This window comes from Herbaspirillum sp. C9C3 (genome assembly GCF_013359625.1).
In the GTDB taxonomy this organism is placed as follows: Bacteria; Pseudomonadota; Gammaproteobacteria; order Burkholderiales; family Burkholderiaceae_D; genus Herbaspirillum.
In genome coordinates, this window is sequence record NZ_JABFMQ010000012.1 from 16,314 (window position 1) to 36,283 (window position 19,970).

The following is a 19,970-nucleotide window of genomic DNA, read 5'->3' on the forward strand; positions in this document are numbered from 1 at the left end:
CGTGAGCAGGCTCAACCGCTGACCCCCATCGCTGGCCCGCCCGTCCCAGGCATTTCAACTTAACGAACCAAGGAATCGACATGGCACGCATGGTCCACTGCATCAAACTGAACAAGGAAGCCGAAGGCCTGGACTTCCCGCCCTATCCGGGCGAACTGGGCAAGCGCATTTATGAAAGTGTTTCCAAGGAAGCCTGGGCTGCCTGGCTCAAGCACCAGACCATGCTGGTCAACGAAAACCGCCTGATGCTGGCCGACGCCCGCGCCCGCAAGTACCTGGCCGCACAAATGGAAAAGCATTTCTTCGGCGAAGGTGCCGATGCCGCAGCGGGCTACGTACCGCCGAGCGAGTAAATCGGACCGCGTCATTGCTGGCGCACCGACTGTAACGCCGCCCTGGCTCGCCACGGCGGCGTTTGTTTTGCGTCCGGGGGTTGCAGCGCAGTAGAGGGCGCTACAATGCGCGCTTCGTTTCCGACTTCCTGCTGGAGCCTATCTTGTCCTTGCGTCGCATGCGCCTTGCCCTGCTATCCCTCAGTCTGGGCCTTGCCCTCTTGCCCCCGCAGATCCACGCGGCAACAGCTGCGCCAAACCTGCCGCCGGGCATTACGCAGGGCCCCAGCGCCGAGGGCATCAGCGAGTACCGGTTTGCCAATGGCTTCAAGCTGCTCCTGCTGCCGGACGATTCCAAGCCCACGGTCACGGTCAACATCACCTACCTGGTCGGCTCGCGCCATGAAAACTATGGTGAAACCGGCATGGCCCATCTGCTGGAACACCTGATGTTCAAGGGCTCGCCGCACAACCCGGCGATCCCGCAGGAATTCAGCAAGCGCGGCATGAACTTCAACGGTACCACCTGGCTGGACCGCACCAACTACTACGAGACCTTCGAGGCCGGCAAGGACAACCTGCAATGGGCCATTGCGATGGAAGCTGATCGCATGGTCAATTCCCGCATCGCGCGCAAGGATCTGGACAGCGAGATGACGGTGGTGCGCAACGAATATGAAGCCGGCGAGACCTCTCCCTCGCGCGTGATGTTGAAGCGCATGCAGAGCGTGGCCTATGACTGGCACAGCTATGGCCGCAGCACCATCGGCGCGCGCAGCGATATCGAAAACGTGCGCATCGAGAACCTGCAAGCCTTCTATCGGACCTACTACCAGCCCGACAATGCGGTGCTGCTCATCGCCGGCAAGTTCGAGCCGGCGCAGGTACTGCAATGGGTCAACCAGAGCTTCGGCCGCCTGCCCAGACCCAAGCGCAAGCTGCCTGAATTCTGGACGGTGGAACCGACCCAGGATGGCGAACGCCAGTTCGTGATCCGCCGTCGGGGGGACGTGCAACTGGTGGCGCTGGGCTACAAGATGCCCTCCGCGCTACATCCGGATGCCACCGCCCTTGCCTTCGCCGCCGACATCCTGACCGATACGCCCAATGGTCGCCTGCACAAATTGCTGGTCGAGAAAGGTCTGGCCACGCAGGTCTATGCGATGCAGCTCAGTGGCTTTGCGCCGGGGCTACAGATGATCGTGGCGCAGCTCAAGGCGGGGGCCGACATCGAACCGGTCAAGCAGGCCATGATCAGCGCCGTCGAATCCTTCAGCACGACACCGCCAACCGTCGAGGAAGTGGCACGCCTGCACCGCGAGAGCAGCAACAATTTCGAGACGCTGCAGAACAATCCGCAGCAGATGGCGGTGGCCATGTCCAACGCGATTGCACGCGGTGACTGGCGCCTGGTCTTCATCGAACGCGACCTGGAGCAACGCCTGAGCAGTGCAGACATCGCCGCTGCCGCCGGCAGATACTTCCGTCGCGACAATCGCACCGTCGGTCTCTACCTGCCGGAAGATCATCCGCTGCGCGCCGACGTCCCGGCTGCCCCCAGCGTGGCATCGCTGCTGACGCAATACCAGCCGCGCCCGGCCATCGCCTCCGGCGAAGCCTTCGACCCGGCGCCGGGCAACATCGAACAGCGCACTACCCTCATCGCGCCGGGCCAGCCGCCGCACACGGCGCTCAAGCTGGCGCTGCTGCCCAAGCAATCGCGCGGGCAGACGGTGTCGGTGAGCATGAATCTGGAGTTCGGCGATGCCCAGACCCTGTTCGGTCAGCGCGCCGTGGCACAACTGACGGCGGCCATGCTCATGCGCGGCACCCGCAATCTTGATCGGCGCCAACTGGCCGACGAGTTCACGCGCCTGAAGATCAACGGCAACGTCTATCGCTTCCAGACCACGCGCGAGAACCTGGTCCCGGCGTTCGCGCTGGTGGGCGAGGTCTTGCGCTACCCGCGCATGGATCCGGTCGAGTTTGCACAGTTGAAGAACGAGACCGTGGCCGCGCTCGAAGCCACCCGCAAGGAGCCGGATGCGCGCGCGGGCGAGGCCCTGCAGCTGCACTTCAACCATTACCCGGCCGGTGACTGGCGCGCCGCGCAAACGCTGGAGCAGCGTATCGCCGCCGTGCAGGCGGTGACGCTGGAACAGGTGCAGGACTTCCATCACCGTTTCTATGGCGCCTCGCATGGTGAGGTGGCCGTGGTCGGTGACTTCGATGCGCAGACCGCGCGCCAGGCGATTGATGCAGCCTTCGGCGGCTGGGCCAGTGCGGCGCCCTATGCGCGCGTGCTGCAGAGCTGGGCCGACATCCCGGCCAGGCGCATGGTCATCGATACGCCCGACAAGGAAAACGGTGTCTATCTGGCGCGCCAGAATATTCGCTTGCGTGACGATGATCCCGACTACCCGGCCCTGGCCGTGGCCAATTACCTGCTCGGCGGCTCCAGCCTGAAGTCGCGCCTGGCGGACCGCATCCGCCAGAAGGATGGTTTGTCCTATGGCATCAACAGTGGCCTGCAGATTGGCGCCATCAGCGATGCCGGCTACTTCATGGTGCGCGCCATCGCCGCGCCACAGAACCTGGACAAGGTCGATGCGGCGGTACACGAAGAAATCGCCCGCCTCATCAAGGACGGCTTCACCGAGGATGAACTGCAACGCGCCAAGTCCGGCATCCTGCAGCAGCGCAACCAGCAGCGCGCCGGCGACGGCGGCATCGCCACCAGCTGGAGTGCCTTGATGAACCTGGACCGCAGCTTCCTGTGGCAGCAGCAGCTGGACCTGAAGCTGGCCGACCTGACGCTGGCGCAACTCAACGCGGCCGTGCGCAAGTACATCGATCCGGCGCGCATGAGCGTGGTGATTGCACGGGATGAGGCCAAGGCCGGCCAGCCCTGAGGCAAGGCGTGCAATGAAGGGATGAGGGGATGAAAAAATGCCCGTGTCATAGGACAACGGGCATTTTTTTCTGAGACAAAGACCAACGGCAGTGGGCAGTGCGTCAGAACTCCAGTTTCCTGACGCCCTCAGCCGTGCCCAGCAGACAGACGTTGGCACCCTGGCGCGCGAAGAGGCCATTGGTGACCACGCCGACAATATTGTTGATCTTGTCTTCGATGTCAGCCGGATCGGTGATGGACAGTCCCAGCACATCGATGATGTAGCAGCCATTGTCGGTAACCAGCGGCTGGCCGTCGCCGTTCTTGTTCAGACGCAGGCGCGGCTGGCCGCCCAGTGCCGCCAGCTTGCGGGCCACCACGGCATGCGACATCGGGATCACTTCCACCGGCAGCGGGAAGTTGCCCAGCACCTCAACCAGCTTGGAACCATCAGCGATGCAGACGAATTTCTGCGCCACGGAAGCCACGATCTTCTCGCGCGTGAGGGCAGCGCCCCCGCCTTTGATCATGGCACCGGCACCATTGATTTCATCGGCGCCGTCGATGTAGACGGGCATGGTCTCGACCTCGTTGAGATCGAACACGGTGATGCCGTGCGAACGCAGCCGTTCTGCCGTGGCTTCGGAAGAGGCAACCGCGCCCTTGATGCGGTGCTTGATCTTGCCCAGTTCATCGATGAAGAAGTTGGCCGTGGAGCCGGTGCCCACGCCGATGATTTCGCCGTCGACCACGTAGTCGATGGCGGCCTTGGCTACGGCTTGCTTGAGTTCGTCTTGAGTCATGATGGTTCAGTTCAACGTAAATAAAATCGGGGGCGTGCCGTTTCCGGTCACGCCCGAATTCTCAAATGACAGGATCGACGTGCTCAATGCACATCGTCCGGCTGCTCATCCAGCGTCTCGAAGAGCGCAATCTGCAGCCGCGAATGCAGCTTGACCAGCTTGCTCCACAGCAACCACAGCAGCGCGGCGGCCGCCGCCAGCACGAAGGCCAGCAGGTTCAGCGGTGGCAGGATGCTGGCGCTCAACACGAAGATCAGCAGCATGATGCCCACGATGGACATGATGGGCAAGACCTCCGAGACCACCTTGCGCACGCCCGAAGTATACGCTCCTGCGAACTCGGGCTTGACGCTGACCTCGGCCAGCAGCATCGACAGCGCCTGCAACTTGCGATAGGTGGCAATGAGGAAGGGCAAGGAGAGCACCAGGGCACAGCCCCAGATGATGGCCTTCTGCATCTCCGGGTCAGGCGTCCATGCCGAGAGCTGGCGCGAGAGACCGTCCACGAAGAAGGCCCCGGCCAGGAATACTGCAATCACCAGGGCCAGGTTCACCATCACCTGCATGAGGATGCGGCGGATGATGCGCGTGAGTTCGGCACGATCCCCCGTAGGCTGCAGGCTTTCCAGCCAGCGTGAATACATGCCCAGCAGGCCGGAGACGCGTGCCGGCACCAGCGTAACAGCCTTGGCCGAGAGCGGATCGGCGGCCTTGATGAGGTAAGGCGTAAGCAAGGCGGTGACCGCCGAGACCGCCACCACGATGGGATAGAGGAAGTCGCTGGTCACCTTCAGGCTCTGGCCCAGCGCGGCGATGATGAAGGAGAATTCGCCGATCTGCGCCAGGCCCATGCCCACGCGCATGGGCGTACGCCCGCCCTGCCCCGCCACGAAGGTCCCCAGCCCGCAACTGATGAGCTTGCCGAAGACCACCGCCAGCGTGATGACGGTGATCGGCATCCAATACTTGACCAGCACGCCGGGATCGAACAGCAAGCCAATGGCCACGAAGAAGATGGCCGAGAACATGTCGCGGATCGGCTCCACCAGGCGCTCGATGCGATGCAGCTGGCGCGACTCGGCCATCACCGCACCGACCAGGAAGGCGCCGAGGGCCACACTGTATTGCAGCTTCATCACCAGCAGGCAGAAGCCGAACAGCACGCCCAGCACCGCCACCAGCAGCATCTCGTTGCTCTTGAAACGGGAGATGAAACTGAGCAGGCGCGGCACCGCCAGGATGCCCACCACCAGCGAGACCGTCATGAACAGCACCAGTTTGCCCACCGTCGTAAAGACTTCGGTGGAATCCACCGAGCCGCTGGTAGCCACGCCCGAAAGCAGCGCGATCATGCCGATGGCGAGGATGTCTTCCACGATCAGGATGCCGAAGATGATCTGGGCGAACTTCTCGTTCTTCATGCCCAGCTCGTTGAGAGCCTTGACGATGATGGTGGTGGAGGACACGGCCAGCATGGCCCCCAGGAAGATGGCATCCATGCGCTTCCATCCGAAGTACAGGCCGATCTCGTAGCCGATCCAGATCATCAGCAGGATCTCGGCGGCGGCGGCAATGAAGGCGGTGGCGCCAACCTTGGCCAGTTTCTTCAGGCTGAATTCCAGACCCAGCGAGAACAGCAGGAAGATCACGCCCAATTCTGAAAGAATATGCACGGTCTTCTCATCCTGGATCAGGTCGTAGGGCGGTGTATGCGGACCGATGATCACGCCGGCCACGATATAGCCCAGCACCACCGGCTGCTTCAACTTGTTGAAGACCACGGTGACGATGCCGGCAATGAGCATGATGATGGCCATGTCCTGGATGAATAACTCGACTTCGTGCATCGTGCGGGATTTCCTTTCTGTGTTGCCGTAGAGATGGCCGGTTGGCGCCGCAGGAGGCTGCGGCACCGGGCATGGCTGCGCCCCGCGGCTGTGGCCGCGGACGGTGGATGACAAGGGTTACGGGTACTGCTGGCGGGCCGACCACAGGAGGCGCCGGCGCTGGGTGCTGATCTGTGTCCGCTCTTGTTGCTGGTGACCACGGTACGGCTTGAACGGGCTTGAGCGAAGACGCAGTGGCGCAACATCTCTTCATCGCACACTGCGGGATGCCCCGAAAATAACACAACTGACAAGCGCACTGCAATGCAAAGTGCGTGCCTGCTCATGGAAAAACGAGGATCCTGCACCATGAGATTGCATCAACGGGAAATGAAAAACTTAGTAATTTCGGCGCATCTGCTAAGGGAAGCAGGCACCGAACCTAACAAAAATCCTGCCGGATGCGTTGACGGCATCCTCCGTGCGGACTTGCGCAACAGTCTCAGCCCGGTACGCGCACCTGCACCTCGACGGCCTTTTCATCGAAAGCGATGCGGGTGGTGAACTTGGCGCGCTTCATGGGGAAGCGTGACTGGAAGTGACGCACATTGCCTGAGCCAGAAATCACACGTCTGACGAACTGGTAATAGGCATCCATGTCGATGACGTGCACGGCCAGGAAGTAGTCATATTCGCCGGAGACGAAGTAGCACTGCATCACCTCGGCCTCCTTGGCCATGCGTTGCTCGAAGTCCTGCATGTGCTGGTCGGACTGGTTGTTGAGCGAGATCTCGAGAAAGGCCAGCATGCCGTAGCCCAGCGCGAAGGGATCGACCATGGCCACTTCGGCGCTGATGATGCCGGCCTCGCGCAGTTCGCGGATGCGGCGCAGGCAGGTCGGTTGCGAGATGTGCAGCTTTTCAGCCAGTACCCGCGTGGAGATCTGGTTGTCCTTCTGCAGCATGTTGAGCAGTTTGCGATCCACCTTGTCGAGGGTATGAAGTTTGGCAGCCATGGGACAGAGTCGAGGAAGATTGTTCAGGCCGGCCGCTCAAAAAAAACTTGGCTTGGCCGATTCTTATGTTGTACCGTCGCATTATTCAGAAAGTCGGAGACGAAAGCAAAGCGGTACGCCAGGTCGCCGCAACAGGGATCTGAATAAACTGTGTTGTGAGACAAAACATTAAAAGTGGTCAATCCAATCTACAGAGGAAAGTTATGAAACTCAAGTGCGCCATTATTCCATTAACCGCCGCTGTTGGTCTGGCATTCGCAGGCGCCGCGTATGCCCAGGAAGTGGTCAGGATCGCTCATGTGGGTCCGCTGTCCGGTCCTAACGCCCACATGGGCAAGGACAACGAGAACGGCGCGCGCATGGCGGTCGACGAATTGAACGCCAAGGGCTTCACCATTGGCGGCAAGAAGGTCAGGTTCGAGCTGCTGGGCGAAGATGATGCCTCCGATCCCAAGCAGGCCACTGCCGTGGCCACCAAGCTGGTCGACCAGAAGGTTGCTGCCGTGATCGGCCATCTGAACTCCGGCACCACCATTCCGGCCTCGAAGATCTACAGCGATGCCGGCATCCCGCAAGTATCGCCCTCGGCCACCAATCCAAAGTATACGCAGCAAGGCTTCAAGACCACTTTCCGCGTGGTCGCCAACGACGCGCAGCTGGGTGCCGCACTGGGCAAGTATGCGGTGCAGAAGCTGGGCACCACGAAGATTGCCGTGATCGATGACCGCACCGCCTACGGCCAGGGCGTCGCCGAGGAATTCGCCAAGGGCGCCAAGGCTGCTGGCGGCAGCATCGTGGCCACCCAGTACACCAATGACAAGGCCACCGACTTCAATGCCATCCTGACCTCGATCAAGGGCAAGAAGCCGCAGGTGATCTTCTTTGGCGGCATGGACGCAGTGGGTGGCCCGATGCTGCGACAGATGAAGCAGCTGGGCATCGGCGCCAAGTTCATGGGCGGTGACGGTATCTGCACCGGCTCGCTGCCCGGCCTGGCCGGCGATGGACTGGGTGAAGACCAGGTGATCTGTGCCGAAGCCGGTGGCGTGGATGCCTCAGGCAAGAAGGGGATGGATGATTTCCGTGCGGCCTACAAGAAGAAGTTCGGCATTGACGTGGTCTACAACGCTGCCTATGCCTACGATGCCACCATGACCGTGGCAGACGCCATGGCCAAGGCCGGCTCCGCCGATCCCAAGAAATACCTGCCCGAGCTGGCCAAGATCAGCCACAAGGGCGTGACCGGTGTAATCGCCTTTGATGCCAAGGGTGATATCAAGGATGGTTCGCTGACACTGTACACCTACAAGGGCGGCCAACGTACCGTGCTGGCGGTGACCAAGTAATAGCGAAGATCTTTTCTGGTGGCCGCTTTGCGGGATGGCCTCCAGCGCGAAGATGAGGCAGCGCCCCCGATGTAGATCGGGGGCGCTTTCTTTTGGTAGAAAAGTTTTTACCAGGTCGGGACGTGCTGACCGCGCTGCGCATATTGTTTTAATGATTTTCGCCATGTTCCGGTTTACTTAGTTTTTTCTCCTGCACATCCAGACCGGATACTTAGACCCTGTCGTTCAGCTGGAGAGCGCCTTTTGCAGCGCCGCCTTGTTCATCGTCGAGCGGCCCTTGATGCCACGCGTGCGCGCTTGCGCATACAACTGCTTGTAGGTAGGGCCACCGGAGCCGGTGTGTGAACGTAGCCCCCCTCGACGCGAGGCGGGCATATCTTGGGTGGACGTCTTGCTGGCCTTCTTGGATTCGCCGTGCTGGGCGCGTTCCTTGTTGACGGTGCGCGCGGCGATTTCCTCGGCACGTTGGATGCCGGTGCCACGTTTCATGGTGCCGGACTTGATGTGCTGGTACTGGCGTTCACGTTTTTTGCTCCATGCGGCTTGCGGCATGATGGCCTCCTCAGGCTGGCGCCCACCCATGGACAGGCGGACAGTGGATGGGGATCGACTGCTCAGAGAATTGTTTTCCCCAGGAAGAATTCATCTTCCCTCCCTCCCCTTGGCCCCGCCATCCGATAGAGACTGAAAGCCCTGTAGGAAGAGGAGAACACGAACGCCTTGCCGATCTGCCCGGCCATTTCTGGAGCGCGGTGCAAGCGTGCGCATTGGTCATCCTTTCCCGGGTGCCTCGCGGCGGTGATGCCGACAGGAAACGTCACAAGGAAAATCATGAGACAACCTTTCTGTGCCTCATCAGTCCAACCGCTCATCACAAAACGGACGGGAGAAAAGAATGAAACGGATCACGGCGGCTTTTGGCGTGGTGCATGCGGTGATTGCGGTCTTGTTTGCGCTGGGTGCACTGGCATTGATCGCCATTGCTGCGCGCATGGGATTTGACGCGGTGACCGAAGGTCTGGGGCTGGTGCAGGCGCAGGCGCTGATCGAGGCCATTGGTATTCTGGCCGCAGCGGTGGTGGCATTTCAGATTGCCGAGACCATTACGGAAGAGGAGGTGGTCCGGGACGCCAACATCAGCGCGCCGACGCGGGTACGGCGGTTTCTGTCGCGGTTTTTCGTGGTGGTGATCGTGGCGCTGGCCATCGAGGGCCTGGTGATGACCTTTCGCGCCGCGCACGAGGAGGCCGCTGACATGATCTACGCCGCGGCGTTGCTGGTGGGGACAGGGGTGTTGCTGGCCTCCTGGGGCTATTTCATCTATTGCAACCGTTCGGCCGAAGAGCTGGAGCCGGACGCCATGGAAGAGGCCAAGGAAGAGGACAAGAAAATTGATGGGTGAGCGGTAGTGGCCGGTCCTGGCGGCCTGGGCCAGCGCGCAGCACGGGCCTGCCTCTTGGGGCAGGCCGGCTGAAAATTTCTGGCAGGGATCTGGATGAAGCCGAAATAACCCGTTATAATCGCGGACTTTTGCTGATGTAGCTCAGTTGGTAGAGCAACTGATTCGTAATCAGTAGGTCGACGGTTCGATTCCGCCCATCAGCACCAGAATAGAAGCGGCTTGCAGCGATGCAGGCCGCTTTTTTTTGCTCCGGAATTTCCAAATTTACTGGCTCATCACCAATAGCTACTCGTGTTTACGGGGCGTTGATCAACGTGATATAGGACTACTCCGTGATGAGACTCTCCTCCACAAGTTTTTCAACGAAAACTTGAAGAGCGCTCGCAGTTCAACCGTGGCCTTTTTCGCCAAAGCTGTGGTGGCTCCAAGGTCTTCTGGTTGTGAGCTACCCGGTTTTCCCGGCCCAAGCCAATTTGGAATTGCCTCGATTGGCAGGACCTTTTCTCCTTTCTTGGTGAACGCTTCCGGCTCATAGTAGTTCAAAGGTGAACGACACTGCGCGTCCAGAAGACACACGACTGTGTGAAAATCACGCGGCGGATAACATCAAAGCTGTGACAAGCAGCAAAATTGCAATAATACAAATTTAAATGAAGCTCATCGGGGACATGTTCATGCACCTCTTACCTCGCTTTTTTTCGTTGTTGCGCACCTCCCTGAGCGTAGTATTGGCGCGATTTTCCTCAATCGCACTGTTTGCGCTCACGGCACGGATTTTTTCGCAACACGACAATGGACAGTTTATTTTCGCGATCACCTTGCCGCAATTGCTGACCCAGCTGGGAACGATTGGATGGCTCAATTTGATTCGCCGTGAAGTTGCTCGGCGTTCCGAAATATCACCGGTCATTTTCAAAGGATTTATCCTTCGCTCTTTCCAGGTTCCAATGATTCCGGTGCTGTGCGCGGCTGTCGGCATGATCCTCTATGGACTCATGCGGGAGGAGGACAGGAGCCTTTACTTCTGTATCGCCACGGTTATAACTGTGTACGCGGTCGTAGCTATTTTGCGTGAATATCTTATTGCTCTTGGCATGCCGGCATTGAGCATCGCTGCCTCCGAGGTACTTCCGGTTGTTATTACGGGTGGTATCGTATGGCTCATTCAACCGGCGCGCGCGACCCCTGCCGCTCTGGCGTTCCTTCTCGGGCTACTTGTGTCTTGCGCGATACAGATTCCGGTGGTCTTAAAGGCACTACGTCCCTATTTGAATGTGGCGCGTCCGACGTTCAATACGCGCGCATGGATACGCGCCGGAGGACTGTCTCTGCTCGGCTTTGGTGGAAGAGCCATTCTGGACAGGCTTGACACGCTAGTGCTGGCGACGCTTGGTCCGGCTGTACAATTTGCTCTGTACAACTCAGCACAACGGGCCACGGTTCTGTTGCTGGTGGCACCGACTGTACTGCTCCCGGTCTTTTCGCCCCATGTCAGCAGGGCTTCCGCTCGAGGAGACATCGCTTTGCTCCGTCGTGAAATGGCACTGCAGACGCTGCTTGTGACGCTGTGTGCGCTGCCTTTAGCGTGGCTATTGATGAAATATCCCGCCCAAATCATGGGCTTTCTGTTTGGAGCACGGTACGAAGATTCATCTCAATACCTCGGCCTTATTGTTTTCTCCCAAGTTCTCTTTGCCTTTTCTCTTCCTTGGAGCAATCTGATGTTGATGAGTGGTCGCGAAGCAATTTATGCCTATGCCCATTTGCTCGCACTAGCTATTGTGCTTCCCGTTGCAATCGGCTTAGTCGTAACTTGGGGGGGATATGCGATCGCATTGGCGTCTTTGATCTCCAATGTTTTACTGTTCGCCATATTTTTTGGAGTCGGCATATATGGACTTCTGCAACAAGATTCTGCGAATTTAGCTGCGAGGTTTTAGTGATTTTATTGAAGCTCATACTAATTTCGCTGTTCATCCGGTCGTGGTTGAAATCCCGATATTCGAGCCTGGTTGAACCCAGCGATTTTTTCGTCCTGTCATTTCTATTGATCTACGTACCAGGCTTTATCTTTAATCCCAGCGGGCAAACAACACTCAATGGCTTGCACCTGCCTTCTGAAGCCGCAACCAGGGCAGAGGCCGGTATGCTCATCATGCTTGCTACTGGATCGATGGTATTTATCTTGCGTCGCTATGCAGAGCGACGATTCGATTCTCTGACCCGACGGGTGCAGGAGATCTCCACCAAGCGGTCGACATTGGTGATAGCAGGTATCGCTGCCCTGTGTCTGGCGGCGATGTTTTCACTTCTGATGATCAGTCCCGAATTCCGCAAGTTCAAGCTCGATATTCTCCGGTTCTTTAGCTTTCAGTTCGAGGGCAGTGATTATCGAAGACTTCGCAACGAGAGTTATTCGGACGGATGGATTATCGAAGGGATTCTTGCTCGTGCACGCTTCACTGTATTACCTATTTTGTTTTGTTTGACCTTGTATCCATTCTTAGAAAAAAAGAGGCTGGTCTTTGCTGCCGCGCTGGCCGCGTTGATATTCGTGGCTTTGCCTGCCTCGTTGTCGAAGTTGCCGATCTTTTTCTTCATCGGCTATGCTGTCATTCTGGGCGCTTGTCGATATCCGCGCTTTCTCGATATACGATTTCTCGCGGCCATGCTCGTAATAGCTACGGTCATCATCGTAACCATGCTAGTCGTACTTTATACGGCTCAATATCAGAGCGCCGTGATAAATGGTACGGTGCTTCCGCTGAACCTGGCAATCGAGCGCATTTGGGGCGAGACGTACTCAGTGATCGTGCGATATTTCACTGTATATCCAGAAATGCTGTCTTATACGGGATTTGGTGGCATCAACCTTCTTGCAAAATTTTTTGGATTATCCGCGCGACTACCCGATATCGAAGTGGCCAAGGTACTTCTTGGTACCGATAGCGGAAGCAATCCGGGCGTCTATTTCTTGGGAGGATATGCGGCATTTGGCATGCCCGGACTGGTTGCTTATGCTCTGTTAGGGGCGTTACTGCTTTGGTCCGTGGATTTCCTCGGAAGGAAAATCAGGGTGGCATCATTGCGCGCGACCTATTTGGCAGTGGTCGGAATGAATCTAGTCTTTCTCAACCAAATTGCGTTGCATACAGCTTTGGTTACTTACGGCATTGCGTTAGTGCCGATAACTTTGCTCTGTCTTGATATTCTAGTGCGCCGAATTGTGCGTGAAGAGAATTCTCAATTGCATGGAAGTGCTTTCAGTTAAGTCCCAATTCAACGCTTCGCCCCTCCGACCAGTACCGTAACAGAAGCCGCCCGCGGAAATGTAGACCGCTTTTTCTGGTTCAGTGTGAGCAGCGTGCATCCGCTGTACCTTGTCAAAACTCGTCCTGGAAAGCAGTTATCGTCAGGCTTTTGTCAGACAGCATCTTGTGCGCCGCGTCATAATATCCCCATGGAAAAAATCATTGTCTACATCATTCCCGTCTTCCTGCTGTTGATCGCCGTGGAATTCGCCTATGGCTACGTTCGCGGCCGCAACACCTATCGTCTGTCCGACGTCATGGCCAGCCTGTCGCAGGGGATGATCAGCCAGTTGGTGGCGCTGCTCAGTCAGTTGTTCCAGGTCGGGCTGTATTCGCTGGCTTACCGTGCACTGGCCATCTTCCCGGCGGCACGCTTCTGGCAAGGTGCGCTGGGCTGGATCGCGGCCATCTTGCTATTCGATTTCTTCGACTACTGGTTGCACCGGTTCGGCCACGAGAACGCATTGGGCTGGGCGGCTCACTCGGTGCATCACCAAAGCCAGGACTTCAATTTCTCCACGGCCTTGCGTCAAGAAAGTACCGTGGCACTGCTCGGCTGGGTGTTCTACCTGCCCATGGCGATCCTGGGCGTGGAGCCCGAGCAGTTCGCTATCGCCGGACTGGTGGTGCTGGCCTATCAATTCTGGATCCACACCGAACACATCGGCAAGCTGGGTTGGTTTGATCGCGTGTTTTCCTCACCCTCCAATCACCGGGTTCATCATGCAGTCAACGAGCAGTACCTCGACAAGAACTACGGTGGCATGCTGGTGATCTGGGACCGCATATTCGGCACCTTCGCCGAAGAAAAGGAGCAGGTGGTCTACGGCACGCGTATGCCCCTCAATAGCTGGGATCCGATCTGGGCAATCGTGTCCGGCTACTGGCAGATACTCCACAGTGCGGCAAAGATGCCGCGCTGGCAGGACAAGCTGAAAATATGGTTCAAAGCCCCTGGCTGGCAGCCGCCAGGGATGGAAGCACATCGCCCATTCGACCTTGAACTCGCGCGCCGTCGCTATGATGTGCAGCTGCCGCGCGTGAGGCAGTGGTTGTCAGTACTACAGTTCCTGGCACTACTGGCAGCTGCCTCGACTCTGCTGTGGAGGGCAGAGGAACAGTCCTACCTGCACCTGCTGGTGATCAGCGCCGCCTTGCTCGCCTGTTTCTGGACGCTCGGTGCGTACATGCAGCGTCGCCTGGGCCTGGCCTTGGTGCTTGCCATTGATGTGACGGCGGCAGTGACAGCCTACGCCTTGCTCTGACGCGACGCCTCAGGCCGCAATGGAGATATTGAAGGAGACTACCGGTCAGCCTCATCCGCGATTTTCTGCGCAAGCTTGGACAAGCATCCATTGACGGCCGACTTGAAGCTCGGATCGTTGGCAACCATTACGCCGACAGGAGAGAGTTTGTAAGTCTCGCCTTCGGCAGTCTCAATCAAATGCGTGCCAAGCTTCCCGGAGAAAATGCACTGAATGCTGTCATCGTTCGTCGGAACCCGAACCGACAAGGCGATCCCTATTCCGAAAAATGCGCCCGCCATTGCCTGGCCCTTTCTGATGGGGAAAATGTCAATGACACGGAATTGATCAACTTGGAGAGTAAATGACCCCGGCTTCAGTCTCACCTCCAGAAGTGCGGCCAACTGCTTCAACGGCGGCGTAGAGAAACTGTCATCACCAAGATACCTGACCGCCTTTGCCCAGTCGGATGACTTGTAGACCTTGGTGTCAGCCGGACGATTATCGATCACATCGACCTTGGCAACTCTTGCAGAATCAATGGGGGCCAATTCGATATTGGTAGCGCATCCAACCAATAGACTGCCGAACAGGCACACAACGAGCAGGCGAAACGCGAGGGATCTCATTTTTGATTTAGATTTCGAAGAGCAATTCAAGAAAAGACTGGGCACTTACGCTGCCAGACCATACGCAATACATCGCAGTCACGAGAAACGCTGACGTCTCAAGCACTGGGGAGTGATTCCTCACCTCATTACTTCGTCCCCACGACTGCAGGCAGAGGCGCCTGGTAATGCGTTTTGGCGATCTCTTCTTGCCCGATACTGTTCGCGATTTCAGAAATCTGCCAGCTGTATTGCGTTCGCATCGTTGGCGTTGGCGAAAAATCCGTCAGGCGACTGTTGGCCTGCGAACGAAGGATCACGTATTTCGTCTGGCCTGCCTTGACATCGACGGTCACCGTTACGGGCTTGCCTGTGACGACGTCAGTGGTATAGAACTTCTTGCCCCAGGTATGCACAAACACATGAGCCCCCGGGGTGAGATCAAGCACGGAATAGCCGTTGTTATCCAGTTCGAAAGTCGGCGTACCATCCACACTGATCAGCGCCCGTACCACTCCCATGGCCCATAGATCCGGACGGTAGACATACACTCTGCCTTTGTCCACCGGGACGGGCCCCGCGTCGCTGAACAAAGGGCCGGTAGCGGAACAAGAAGCCAGACATTGCAAACAGAAAAACCCGATCACCAGACGGCGCAATGTGGCAAACAAGGTATTGAAACTGGCGACATTTCTTATCATTTTCTTCCCCCTATCTCCTTTGCGGAGATGTATTGATTTCTTATTTGTCCGCATCTTGCCGATCGCGGACGTCGCAAACTATATCAGCAAAGACTGCGGCGGTCATAACAACCGCAACCCCGTCCGCCGCACAAAGGCCGCATAATCCATCGGCGCTCCCACCTCGGTATCAGCGCGGTTGGCCTGCACATACGCCCAGGACCTGCCGTTGCTGGCGTCATACACCAGCTTGAAGAGCCGCGCGGGCACGGCAACGTGACCTCGCCCTATCGTGCTTGGCGCGGCATCGAACAGCGGTCCTGTGAAGACGAACACATCCCCGCGCGCGCGCATGGCGTACTTGCGCGTATCCCTTTCGATCTTGGACCAGGGGCCGGAATTGTGCTTCTGATTCTGCGGGACCATATTGGCCAATGAAAAACTCTGCGCCATCGACTCCGGCGTCGCCATGTCCCCGGCAGGCGCCATATGTCCGCGCGCGTAGCCCGATCCCCGGTAATCCTCCAGCTCCGCCCGCTCTGCGCGCGGCAGCCGTGACTCCGGATAGAACCGGTCCGTACGATGTTGCTCCCGGGCATGCACCAGGACTGAGCGATTCAGGCGCTCCACTACGACCAAGGGCGTCTTGGTCTGCGTGTTGTAAAGCACGGCAAAGGCGCTGAAACACAATTCCCGCAAGTGCGCGCCCGCAGGCAATTGCACGGGATGCGCGCCAGGGAAGAACTGCGGACATTGCGCAAAGCGAGTGACCGTGCGCCCCGGTTCGGCCTGCCGCGCAGGCGCAGGCGCGTCCTCGAGCGGCAGGTCGAGATGAGGCAGGCTCAATCGCTCCCGCCAGCCCTCGGTCAGCTGCGTATTGATGACGCAACTGGCAATGCCGAAGACAACGAGCGTCGTACTGGTGAAGGAAATCAGAAAACGGCGGATGGATCCTGTGCGTTTCTGCTTGCTGTTTCTGGAGGTGGCGCGCTTGCGCGGGGCTGCCTTTTTCTGTCGTGTTGCCATAGCGGCCGAATGGTAACGCGCATCCACCATCCCTGCCAGCCCATCAGGAAATCTCCGATGGTTGTTTTTATCCCGCTCCATACACTACGGCCTGAAGAGGTCATCTCCATTCAACCAGAAAAATGACCCTCCCGCTTGCGCCGAGATGGCGCTAGCCAAAGATCAACCCTTATTCAGCTTCCTGCTATGGCTCTTCTTGATTCGCTCTCGTTCTTCTCTCGTTACAGAAGAAAAAAAGCAGACATGCTGGGACAACTCGCCGCAATTGACAAAGCGGTGGCCGTCATCGAGTTCACGCTCGACGGCAAGATCATCAAGGCCAACAAGAACTTCCTCGATCTCATGGGCTATTCGCTGGCCGAAATCAAAGGCCAGCATCATCGCATCTTCGTCGACGAGCAAGAGCGCAATGCACCGGCCTATGCACAGTTCTGGCAGAAGCTCGGACGCGGCCAATTCGATCAGCGCCTCTATCGCCGCATCACGAAATCAGGTGCCGAGGTGTGGATTCAGGCAACCTACAACCCGATCATGGATGCCTGGGGACGTCCCTTCAAGATCGTCAAATATGCCCGCGATGTTACACAGCAGCAAATGCAGCTAGCGGATTTCTCGGGGCAGATCACGGCAATCAACAAGGTACGCGCCGTCATCCAATTTGATGTGGAGGGCAATATCCTCCATGCCAACGACAACTTCCTGCGCGCCGTAGGCTATTCACTTGCAGAGATCCAGGGCAAGCATCACGCCATCTTCGTCGAACCTTCCGAGCGCGCCTCGCCGCAGTACAAGCAATTCTGGCAGCGGCTGGGCATGGGCGAATATGACGCGGGACTGTATCGGCGGGTCAAGAAAAATGGCGATGCCTTGTGGCTGCAGGCAAACTACAACCCCATCTTCGACATGAATGGACGGGTCTTCAAGGTCGTCAAATATGCCACCGACGTGACCGTCCAGACTCAAGCCACGCAGACCCTGCAGGCAGCGGTGAAGGGCCTGTCCGAAGCATTGAGCGCAGGATCGGCCAGCGCGCAGCAGGCCAATCAGCTGGTCAAGTCCACCTCGACCGTCGCCGTGCAGGGCGGAGAAGTCATGAATGAGGTGGTACACAAGATGGCCGCGATCAATACCAGTGCGGTCAAGATTACCGAGATCATCGCCGTGATCGACGAAATCACCTTCCGCACCAACCTGCTGGCCCTCAATGCGGCCGTGGAAGCAGCCCGCGCGGGCGAGCACGGACGCGGATTTGCGGTGGTCGCCGGTGAAGTACGCAGCCTGGCGCAACGCACGGCGACCTCGGCCAGCGAAATCAAGACCCTCATCGGCGGCTCGGTCAATGAGGCCCGACAGGGCGCGGATCTGGTCAAGAACGCCGGCAAGACCATGAGCACCATGGTCGAGTCCATCAACAACATCAGCGAGATCATCGAGACCATCAGCACTTCCGCGCACAATCAGACCAACGAGATCGAGCACGTCAATGAAGCGGTGGGCCAGCTCCAGCTCTTGATGAAATGAACCTAAACCGGGACCAAAAAACAATCCGTGCGCTTGTATGGATCTTGTCTGCTGGACCCTGACGCACTGCCTTGGTTAGAATGCACACGTCACCGTTACGGAAACGGTGACTCACCTCTGCTACTTTCGGATTCGCAAAGCTGGCACCGGATTTTTCTTCCAGCGAATCGAATGGTCGACATCATGGATTGGGTTCCAATCGTCTTCATCATCTTCAAGCTTGCCGTGCTCGGCATTGGCATGTTCTACGCCATCAAATGGCACTACGATCAGGGCAAGAAGGGCAAGCAAGCCGAGCGCAACGCGGTCCTGCGCGCCAGCGGCAAGGTGGCGGCGCTGTTCGTGGTCTCGCTGGTGGTCCTGGGCGTGGCCACGTTTCTTGTCTCCAGGATGCTTGGCCTGGAACTGAGCTTCTCCTAGGGTCGCCTGGCCAGCGCCAGCAAGGTGCCGAAGAAGACCATCATCGCGCCGCTGATGCGGTTCATCCAGCGCAGGCCACGCGCATTCTGCAGCAGCCCCTTGAGCCGCGTTCCCGCGTAGGCATAGGCCGCAATGGCTACCAGTTCCAGCACCAGGAAGATCGCGCCCAGAGTGAGAAAACTGGATAAATAATTTTCAGGGACCACGAACTGCGGGAAGAACGCCGTAAACACCAGGATGGCCTTGGGGTTGCCGATGGCCACCAGGAATTCCTTGCGGGCATGGCCAGCGATACTGCGCTGCAGCGCCTGAGTTCCCTGCCCGCCTACCTCGGCCCGGGCGAAAATGAGCTTGCAACCCAGCCAGATCAGATAAGCCGCCCCCAGCAGCTTGACTACCGTAAAGGCCATCTGCGAGGCCATCAGCAGAGCGCCCATCCCCACGGCGGCCACGCCGATCATCAGTGCAAATGCCACCAGGCGACCCGCTGCCGCCAGCAGTGCATGTCGCAGGCCATGGTGCGCGCCAATGGTGATGGACAGCAGATTGTTGGGGCCAAAGGCCATGTTCAGCGCGAAGCAGGAAGGAAGGAACAGCAACAGGCTTTCCGGAGACATCATGGGTCCTTGGCAGATGAGGGTGACACCGGGAGAACGCATCCCTATGGGTGAAACGCGTTCCAGCCACCGAGACGTTCATTCTAGCGGGCCGCACAACGACGCGCAGGTGAAGCGCATATTCTTACACCGCTGTCAGCGAATCTTTCCCATGAAACAGGAATTGACTGATGCAGGTATTTCCATTTCGGTCACATAATCGCGATGCCGTTCGTTCTGATCTCAGGACGTAGCCAATCCACCCGGAGATCGCTTCATGAATCCGAGCAGTCGCGCTCGTACCCTGCTGATCGTTGAAGACAACAAGGATGTCAGAACCATTTTTGCGGAGGTCTTCCAGGGCGCAGGCTATCAGGTGCTGGAAGCCGGTAACGGCGAGGATGCGCTGGCGCTCATGGCCAGTACGGGGGCCCCGGTCGATGTGGTACTGACCGACTTGCGCATGCCGGTGATGGATGGTTTCGAACTGGCGAGCCGGATCAAGGCCGATGTACGGTTCTCGACCATTCCGGTGGTATTGCTCAGCGCCACTCCCATGAGCAACTCCTGGCAGGCGTTGGGGGTGTTTGCTGCCCTGCTCACCAAACCCTGCTCATTCGAGCAACTGCTCACGACCATCGAGGCGGTGCAATGACAGCGGCACTTGCGCACCGCGCCCATGAACCTCACGAGATATCACACTGCGCCTGGTCCGTTCTGGCAGGCGTAGGCCGCATGGCCGGCTTGCGCTTGAGTACTCGCCACAGGAACAGGCCCGACAAGGCCATGCCGACCACGACGTATGCCGCGTAGAACGCAGCGAGATAGCTGCCGTAGTGGAGAAGAAAATCAATCATGGCCATGTCCGCCTGCATTGGAAAGGTTGATGCGATGGCGTGATCTTATGTTTTATATAAATTCGGGAATATCAGGAAATTTCCTATCTG

Annotated in this window: 19 protein-coding genes and 1 tRNA gene; 11 read left to right on the top strand and 9 right to left on the bottom strand. The window is 58.1% G+C overall.

Annotated elements, in window-relative coordinates; genetic code table 11:
* Positions 1 to 80 precede the first annotated feature (80 nt).
* A complete protein-coding gene (locus HNO82_RS12860) occupies positions 81 to 353 on the top strand; it encodes an oxidative damage protection protein (RefSeq protein ID WP_008331210.1) in 273 nt (90 codons plus the stop codon).
* Positions 354 to 496: 143 nt separating this feature from the next.
* The gene (locus tag HNO82_RS12865) at positions 497 to 3,244 is read left to right on the top strand and encodes a M16 family metallopeptidase (RefSeq protein WP_175343988.1); all 2,748 of its coding nucleotides are present in this window, start codon (positions 497 to 499) and stop codon (positions 3,242 to 3,244) included.
* Between the two features lie 103 nt (positions 3,245 to 3,347).
* Here HNO82_RS12865 and rpiA read toward each other — a convergent pair whose 3' ends face one another.
* From rpiA to HNO82_RS12880, 3 genes are all read right to left on the bottom strand, one after another.
* Complete coding sequence (rpiA, locus tag HNO82_RS12870; RefSeq protein WP_008331214.1) at positions 3,348 to 4,028, bottom strand: ribose-5-phosphate isomerase RpiA; 681 nt, start codon at positions 4,026 to 4,028, stop codon at positions 3,348 to 3,350.
* Between the two features lie 83 nt (positions 4,029 to 4,111).
* On the bottom strand, positions 4,112 to 5,875 hold the full coding sequence (locus tag HNO82_RS12875) for a cation:proton antiporter (protein WP_175343989.1): 1,764 nt from the start codon (positions 5,873 to 5,875) through the stop codon (positions 4,112 to 4,114).
* Positions 5,876 to 6,356: 481 nt separating this feature from the next.
* Entirely contained in the window at positions 6,357 to 6,869 is a 513-nt protein-coding gene (locus HNO82_RS12880) for an Lrp/AsnC family transcriptional regulator (RefSeq protein ID WP_008331218.1), read from the bottom strand.
* A 203-nt stretch (positions 6,870 to 7,072) separates the two neighbouring features.
* Between HNO82_RS12880 and HNO82_RS12885 the strand changes: the two genes are divergently transcribed.
* Positions 7,073 to 8,215, top strand: coding sequence for a branched-chain amino acid ABC transporter substrate-binding protein (locus tag HNO82_RS12885; protein WP_175343990.1), 1,143 nt, complete (start codon positions 7,073 to 7,075; stop codon positions 8,213 to 8,215).
* Between the two features lie 225 nt (positions 8,216 to 8,440).
* Here the strand turns inward: HNO82_RS12885 and HNO82_RS12890 are convergent, their stop codons facing one another.
* Positions 8,441 to 8,767 carry a plasmid stabilization protein gene (locus HNO82_RS12890; protein ID WP_175343991.1) on the bottom strand — a complete coding sequence of 109 codons (327 nt, stop codon included), beginning with the start codon at positions 8,765 to 8,767 and terminating at the stop codon, positions 8,441 to 8,443.
* A 343-nt stretch (positions 8,768 to 9,110) separates the two neighbouring features.
* Between HNO82_RS12890 and HNO82_RS12895 the strand changes: the two genes are divergently transcribed.
* The 5 genes from HNO82_RS12895 (at position 9,111) to HNO82_RS12915 (ending at position 14,193) form a co-directional block, all read left to right on the top strand.
* Entirely contained in the window at positions 9,111 to 9,617 is a 507-nt protein-coding gene (locus HNO82_RS12895) for a hypothetical protein (RefSeq protein WP_008331221.1), read from the top strand.
* 130 nt (positions 9,618 to 9,747) lie between these two features.
* A tRNA-Thr gene (locus HNO82_RS12900) sits at positions 9,748 to 9,823 on the top strand.
* A 444-nt stretch (positions 9,824 to 10,267) separates the two neighbouring features.
* Complete coding sequence (locus HNO82_RS12905; RefSeq protein WP_175343992.1) at positions 10,268 to 11,557, top strand: lipopolysaccharide biosynthesis protein; 1,290 nt, start codon at positions 10,268 to 10,270, stop codon at positions 11,555 to 11,557.
* On the top strand, positions 11,557 to 12,888 hold the full coding sequence (locus HNO82_RS12910) for a hypothetical protein (protein WP_175343993.1): 1,332 nt from the start codon (positions 11,557 to 11,559) through the stop codon (positions 12,886 to 12,888). The genes HNO82_RS12905 and HNO82_RS12910 overlap by 1 nt, the downstream gene beginning before the upstream one ends.
* A gap of 189 nt (positions 12,889 to 13,077) precedes the next feature.
* A complete protein-coding gene (locus HNO82_RS12915; protein WP_175343994.1) occupies positions 13,078 to 14,193 on the top strand; it encodes a sterol desaturase family protein in 1,116 nt (371 codons plus the stop codon).
* A gap of 38 nt (positions 14,194 to 14,231) precedes the next feature.
* Here HNO82_RS12915 and HNO82_RS12920 read toward each other — a convergent pair whose 3' ends face one another.
* From HNO82_RS12920 to HNO82_RS12930, 3 genes are all read right to left on the bottom strand, one after another.
* Positions 14,232 to 14,801 (bottom strand): hypothetical protein, encoded by a 570-nt coding sequence (locus tag HNO82_RS12920; protein WP_034350847.1) that lies wholly within the window; start codon positions 14,799 to 14,801, stop codon positions 14,232 to 14,234.
* Between the two features lie 128 nt (positions 14,802 to 14,929).
* Positions 14,930 to 15,481: a DUF2846 domain-containing protein gene (locus HNO82_RS12925; protein ID WP_175343995.1), complete on the bottom strand. Its 552-nt coding sequence runs from the start codon at positions 15,479 to 15,481 to the stop codon at positions 14,930 to 14,932.
* A gap of 102 nt (positions 15,482 to 15,583) precedes the next feature.
* On the bottom strand, positions 15,584 to 16,486 hold the full coding sequence (locus tag HNO82_RS12930; RefSeq protein WP_175344059.1) for a DNA/RNA non-specific endonuclease: 903 nt from the start codon (positions 16,484 to 16,486) through the stop codon (positions 15,584 to 15,586).
* 243 nt (positions 16,487 to 16,729) lie between these two features.
* On the opposite strand from HNO82_RS12930, the gene HNO82_RS22375 reads away from it, so the two are divergent.
* Positions 16,730 to 18,007: a methyl-accepting chemotaxis protein gene (locus HNO82_RS22375; protein ID WP_175343996.1), complete on the top strand. Its 1,278-nt coding sequence runs from the start codon at positions 16,730 to 16,732 to the stop codon at positions 18,005 to 18,007.
* Between the two features lie 183 nt (positions 18,008 to 18,190).
* Positions 18,191 to 18,427: a hypothetical protein gene (locus HNO82_RS12940; RefSeq protein ID WP_249776999.1), complete on the top strand. Its 237-nt coding sequence runs from the start codon at positions 18,191 to 18,193 to the stop codon at positions 18,425 to 18,427.
* Here the strand turns inward: HNO82_RS12940 and HNO82_RS12945 are convergent.
* Positions 18,424 to 19,044 carry a LysE family translocator gene (locus HNO82_RS12945; RefSeq protein ID WP_175344060.1) on the bottom strand — a complete coding sequence of 207 codons (621 nt, stop codon included), beginning with the start codon at positions 19,042 to 19,044 and terminating at the stop codon, positions 18,424 to 18,426. The two genes, HNO82_RS12940 and HNO82_RS12945, sit on opposite strands and share 4 nt — an antisense overlap.
* Before the next feature lie 256 nt (positions 19,045 to 19,300).
* Between HNO82_RS12945 and HNO82_RS12950 the strand changes: the two genes are divergently transcribed.
* Complete coding sequence (locus HNO82_RS12950) at positions 19,301 to 19,678, top strand: response regulator (RefSeq protein WP_008331232.1); 378 nt, start codon at positions 19,301 to 19,303, stop codon at positions 19,676 to 19,678.
* A gap of 31 nt (positions 19,679 to 19,709) precedes the next feature.
* Here the strand turns inward: HNO82_RS12950 and HNO82_RS12955 are convergent, their stop codons facing one another.
* Positions 19,710 to 19,886: a hypothetical protein gene (locus tag HNO82_RS12955; protein ID WP_008331236.1), complete on the bottom strand. Its 177-nt coding sequence runs from the start codon at positions 19,884 to 19,886 to the stop codon at positions 19,710 to 19,712.
* Positions 19,887 to 19,970: the final 84 nt, after the last annotated feature.

Coding starts and splice junctions, on each gene's coding strand:
- HNO82_RS12860 (WP_008331210.1), top strand. CDS start 81: ATGGCACGCATGGTCCACTGCATCAAACTGAACAAGGAAGCCGAAGGC.
- rpiA (WP_008331214.1), bottom strand. CDS start 4,028: ATGACTCAAGACGAACTCAAGCAAGCCGTAGCCAAGGCCGCCATCGAC.
- HNO82_RS12875 (WP_175343989.1), bottom strand. CDS start 5,875: ATGCACGAAGTCGAGTTATTCATCCAGGACATGGCCATCATCATGCTC.
- HNO82_RS12880 (WP_008331218.1), bottom strand. CDS start 6,869: ATGGCTGCCAAACTTCATACCCTCGACAAGGTGGATCGCAAACTGCTC.
- HNO82_RS12885 (WP_175343990.1), top strand. CDS start 7,073: ATGAAACTCAAGTGCGCCATTATTCCATTAACCGCCGCTGTTGGTCTG.
- HNO82_RS12890 (WP_175343991.1), bottom strand. CDS start 8,767: ATGCCGCAAGCCGCATGGAGCAAAAAACGTGAACGCCAGTACCAGCAC.
- HNO82_RS12895 (WP_008331221.1), top strand. CDS start 9,111: ATGAAACGGATCACGGCGGCTTTTGGCGTGGTGCATGCGGTGATTGCG.
- HNO82_RS12905 (WP_175343992.1), top strand. CDS start 10,268: ATGAAGCTCATCGGGGACATGTTCATGCACCTCTTACCTCGCTTTTTT.
- HNO82_RS12915 (WP_175343994.1), top strand. CDS start 13,078: ATGGAAAAAATCATTGTCTACATCATTCCCGTCTTCCTGCTGTTGATC.
- HNO82_RS12920 (WP_034350847.1), bottom strand. CDS start 14,801: ATGAGATCCCTCGCGTTTCGCCTGCTCGTTGTGTGCCTGTTCGGCAGT.
- HNO82_RS12925 (WP_175343995.1), bottom strand. CDS start 15,481: ATGATAAGAAATGTCGCCAGTTTCAATACCTTGTTTGCCACATTGCGC.
- HNO82_RS12930 (WP_175344059.1), bottom strand. CDS start 16,486: ATGGCAACACGACAGAAAAAGGCAGCCCCGCGCAAGCGCGCCACCTCC.
- HNO82_RS22375 (WP_175343996.1), top strand. CDS start 16,730: ATGCTGGGACAACTCGCCGCAATTGACAAAGCGGTGGCCGTCATCGAG.
- HNO82_RS12940 (WP_249776999.1), top strand. CDS start 18,191: ATGGATTGGGTTCCAATCGTCTTCATCATCTTCAAGCTTGCCGTGCTC.
- HNO82_RS12945 (WP_175344060.1), bottom strand. CDS start 19,044: ATGTCTCCGGAAAGCCTGTTGCTGTTCCTTCCTTCCTGCTTCGCGCTG.
- HNO82_RS12950 (WP_008331232.1), top strand. CDS start 19,301: ATGAATCCGAGCAGTCGCGCTCGTACCCTGCTGATCGTTGAAGACAAC.
- HNO82_RS12955 (WP_008331236.1), bottom strand. CDS start 19,886: ATGGCCATGATTGATTTTCTTCTCCACTACGGCAGCTATCTCGCTGCG.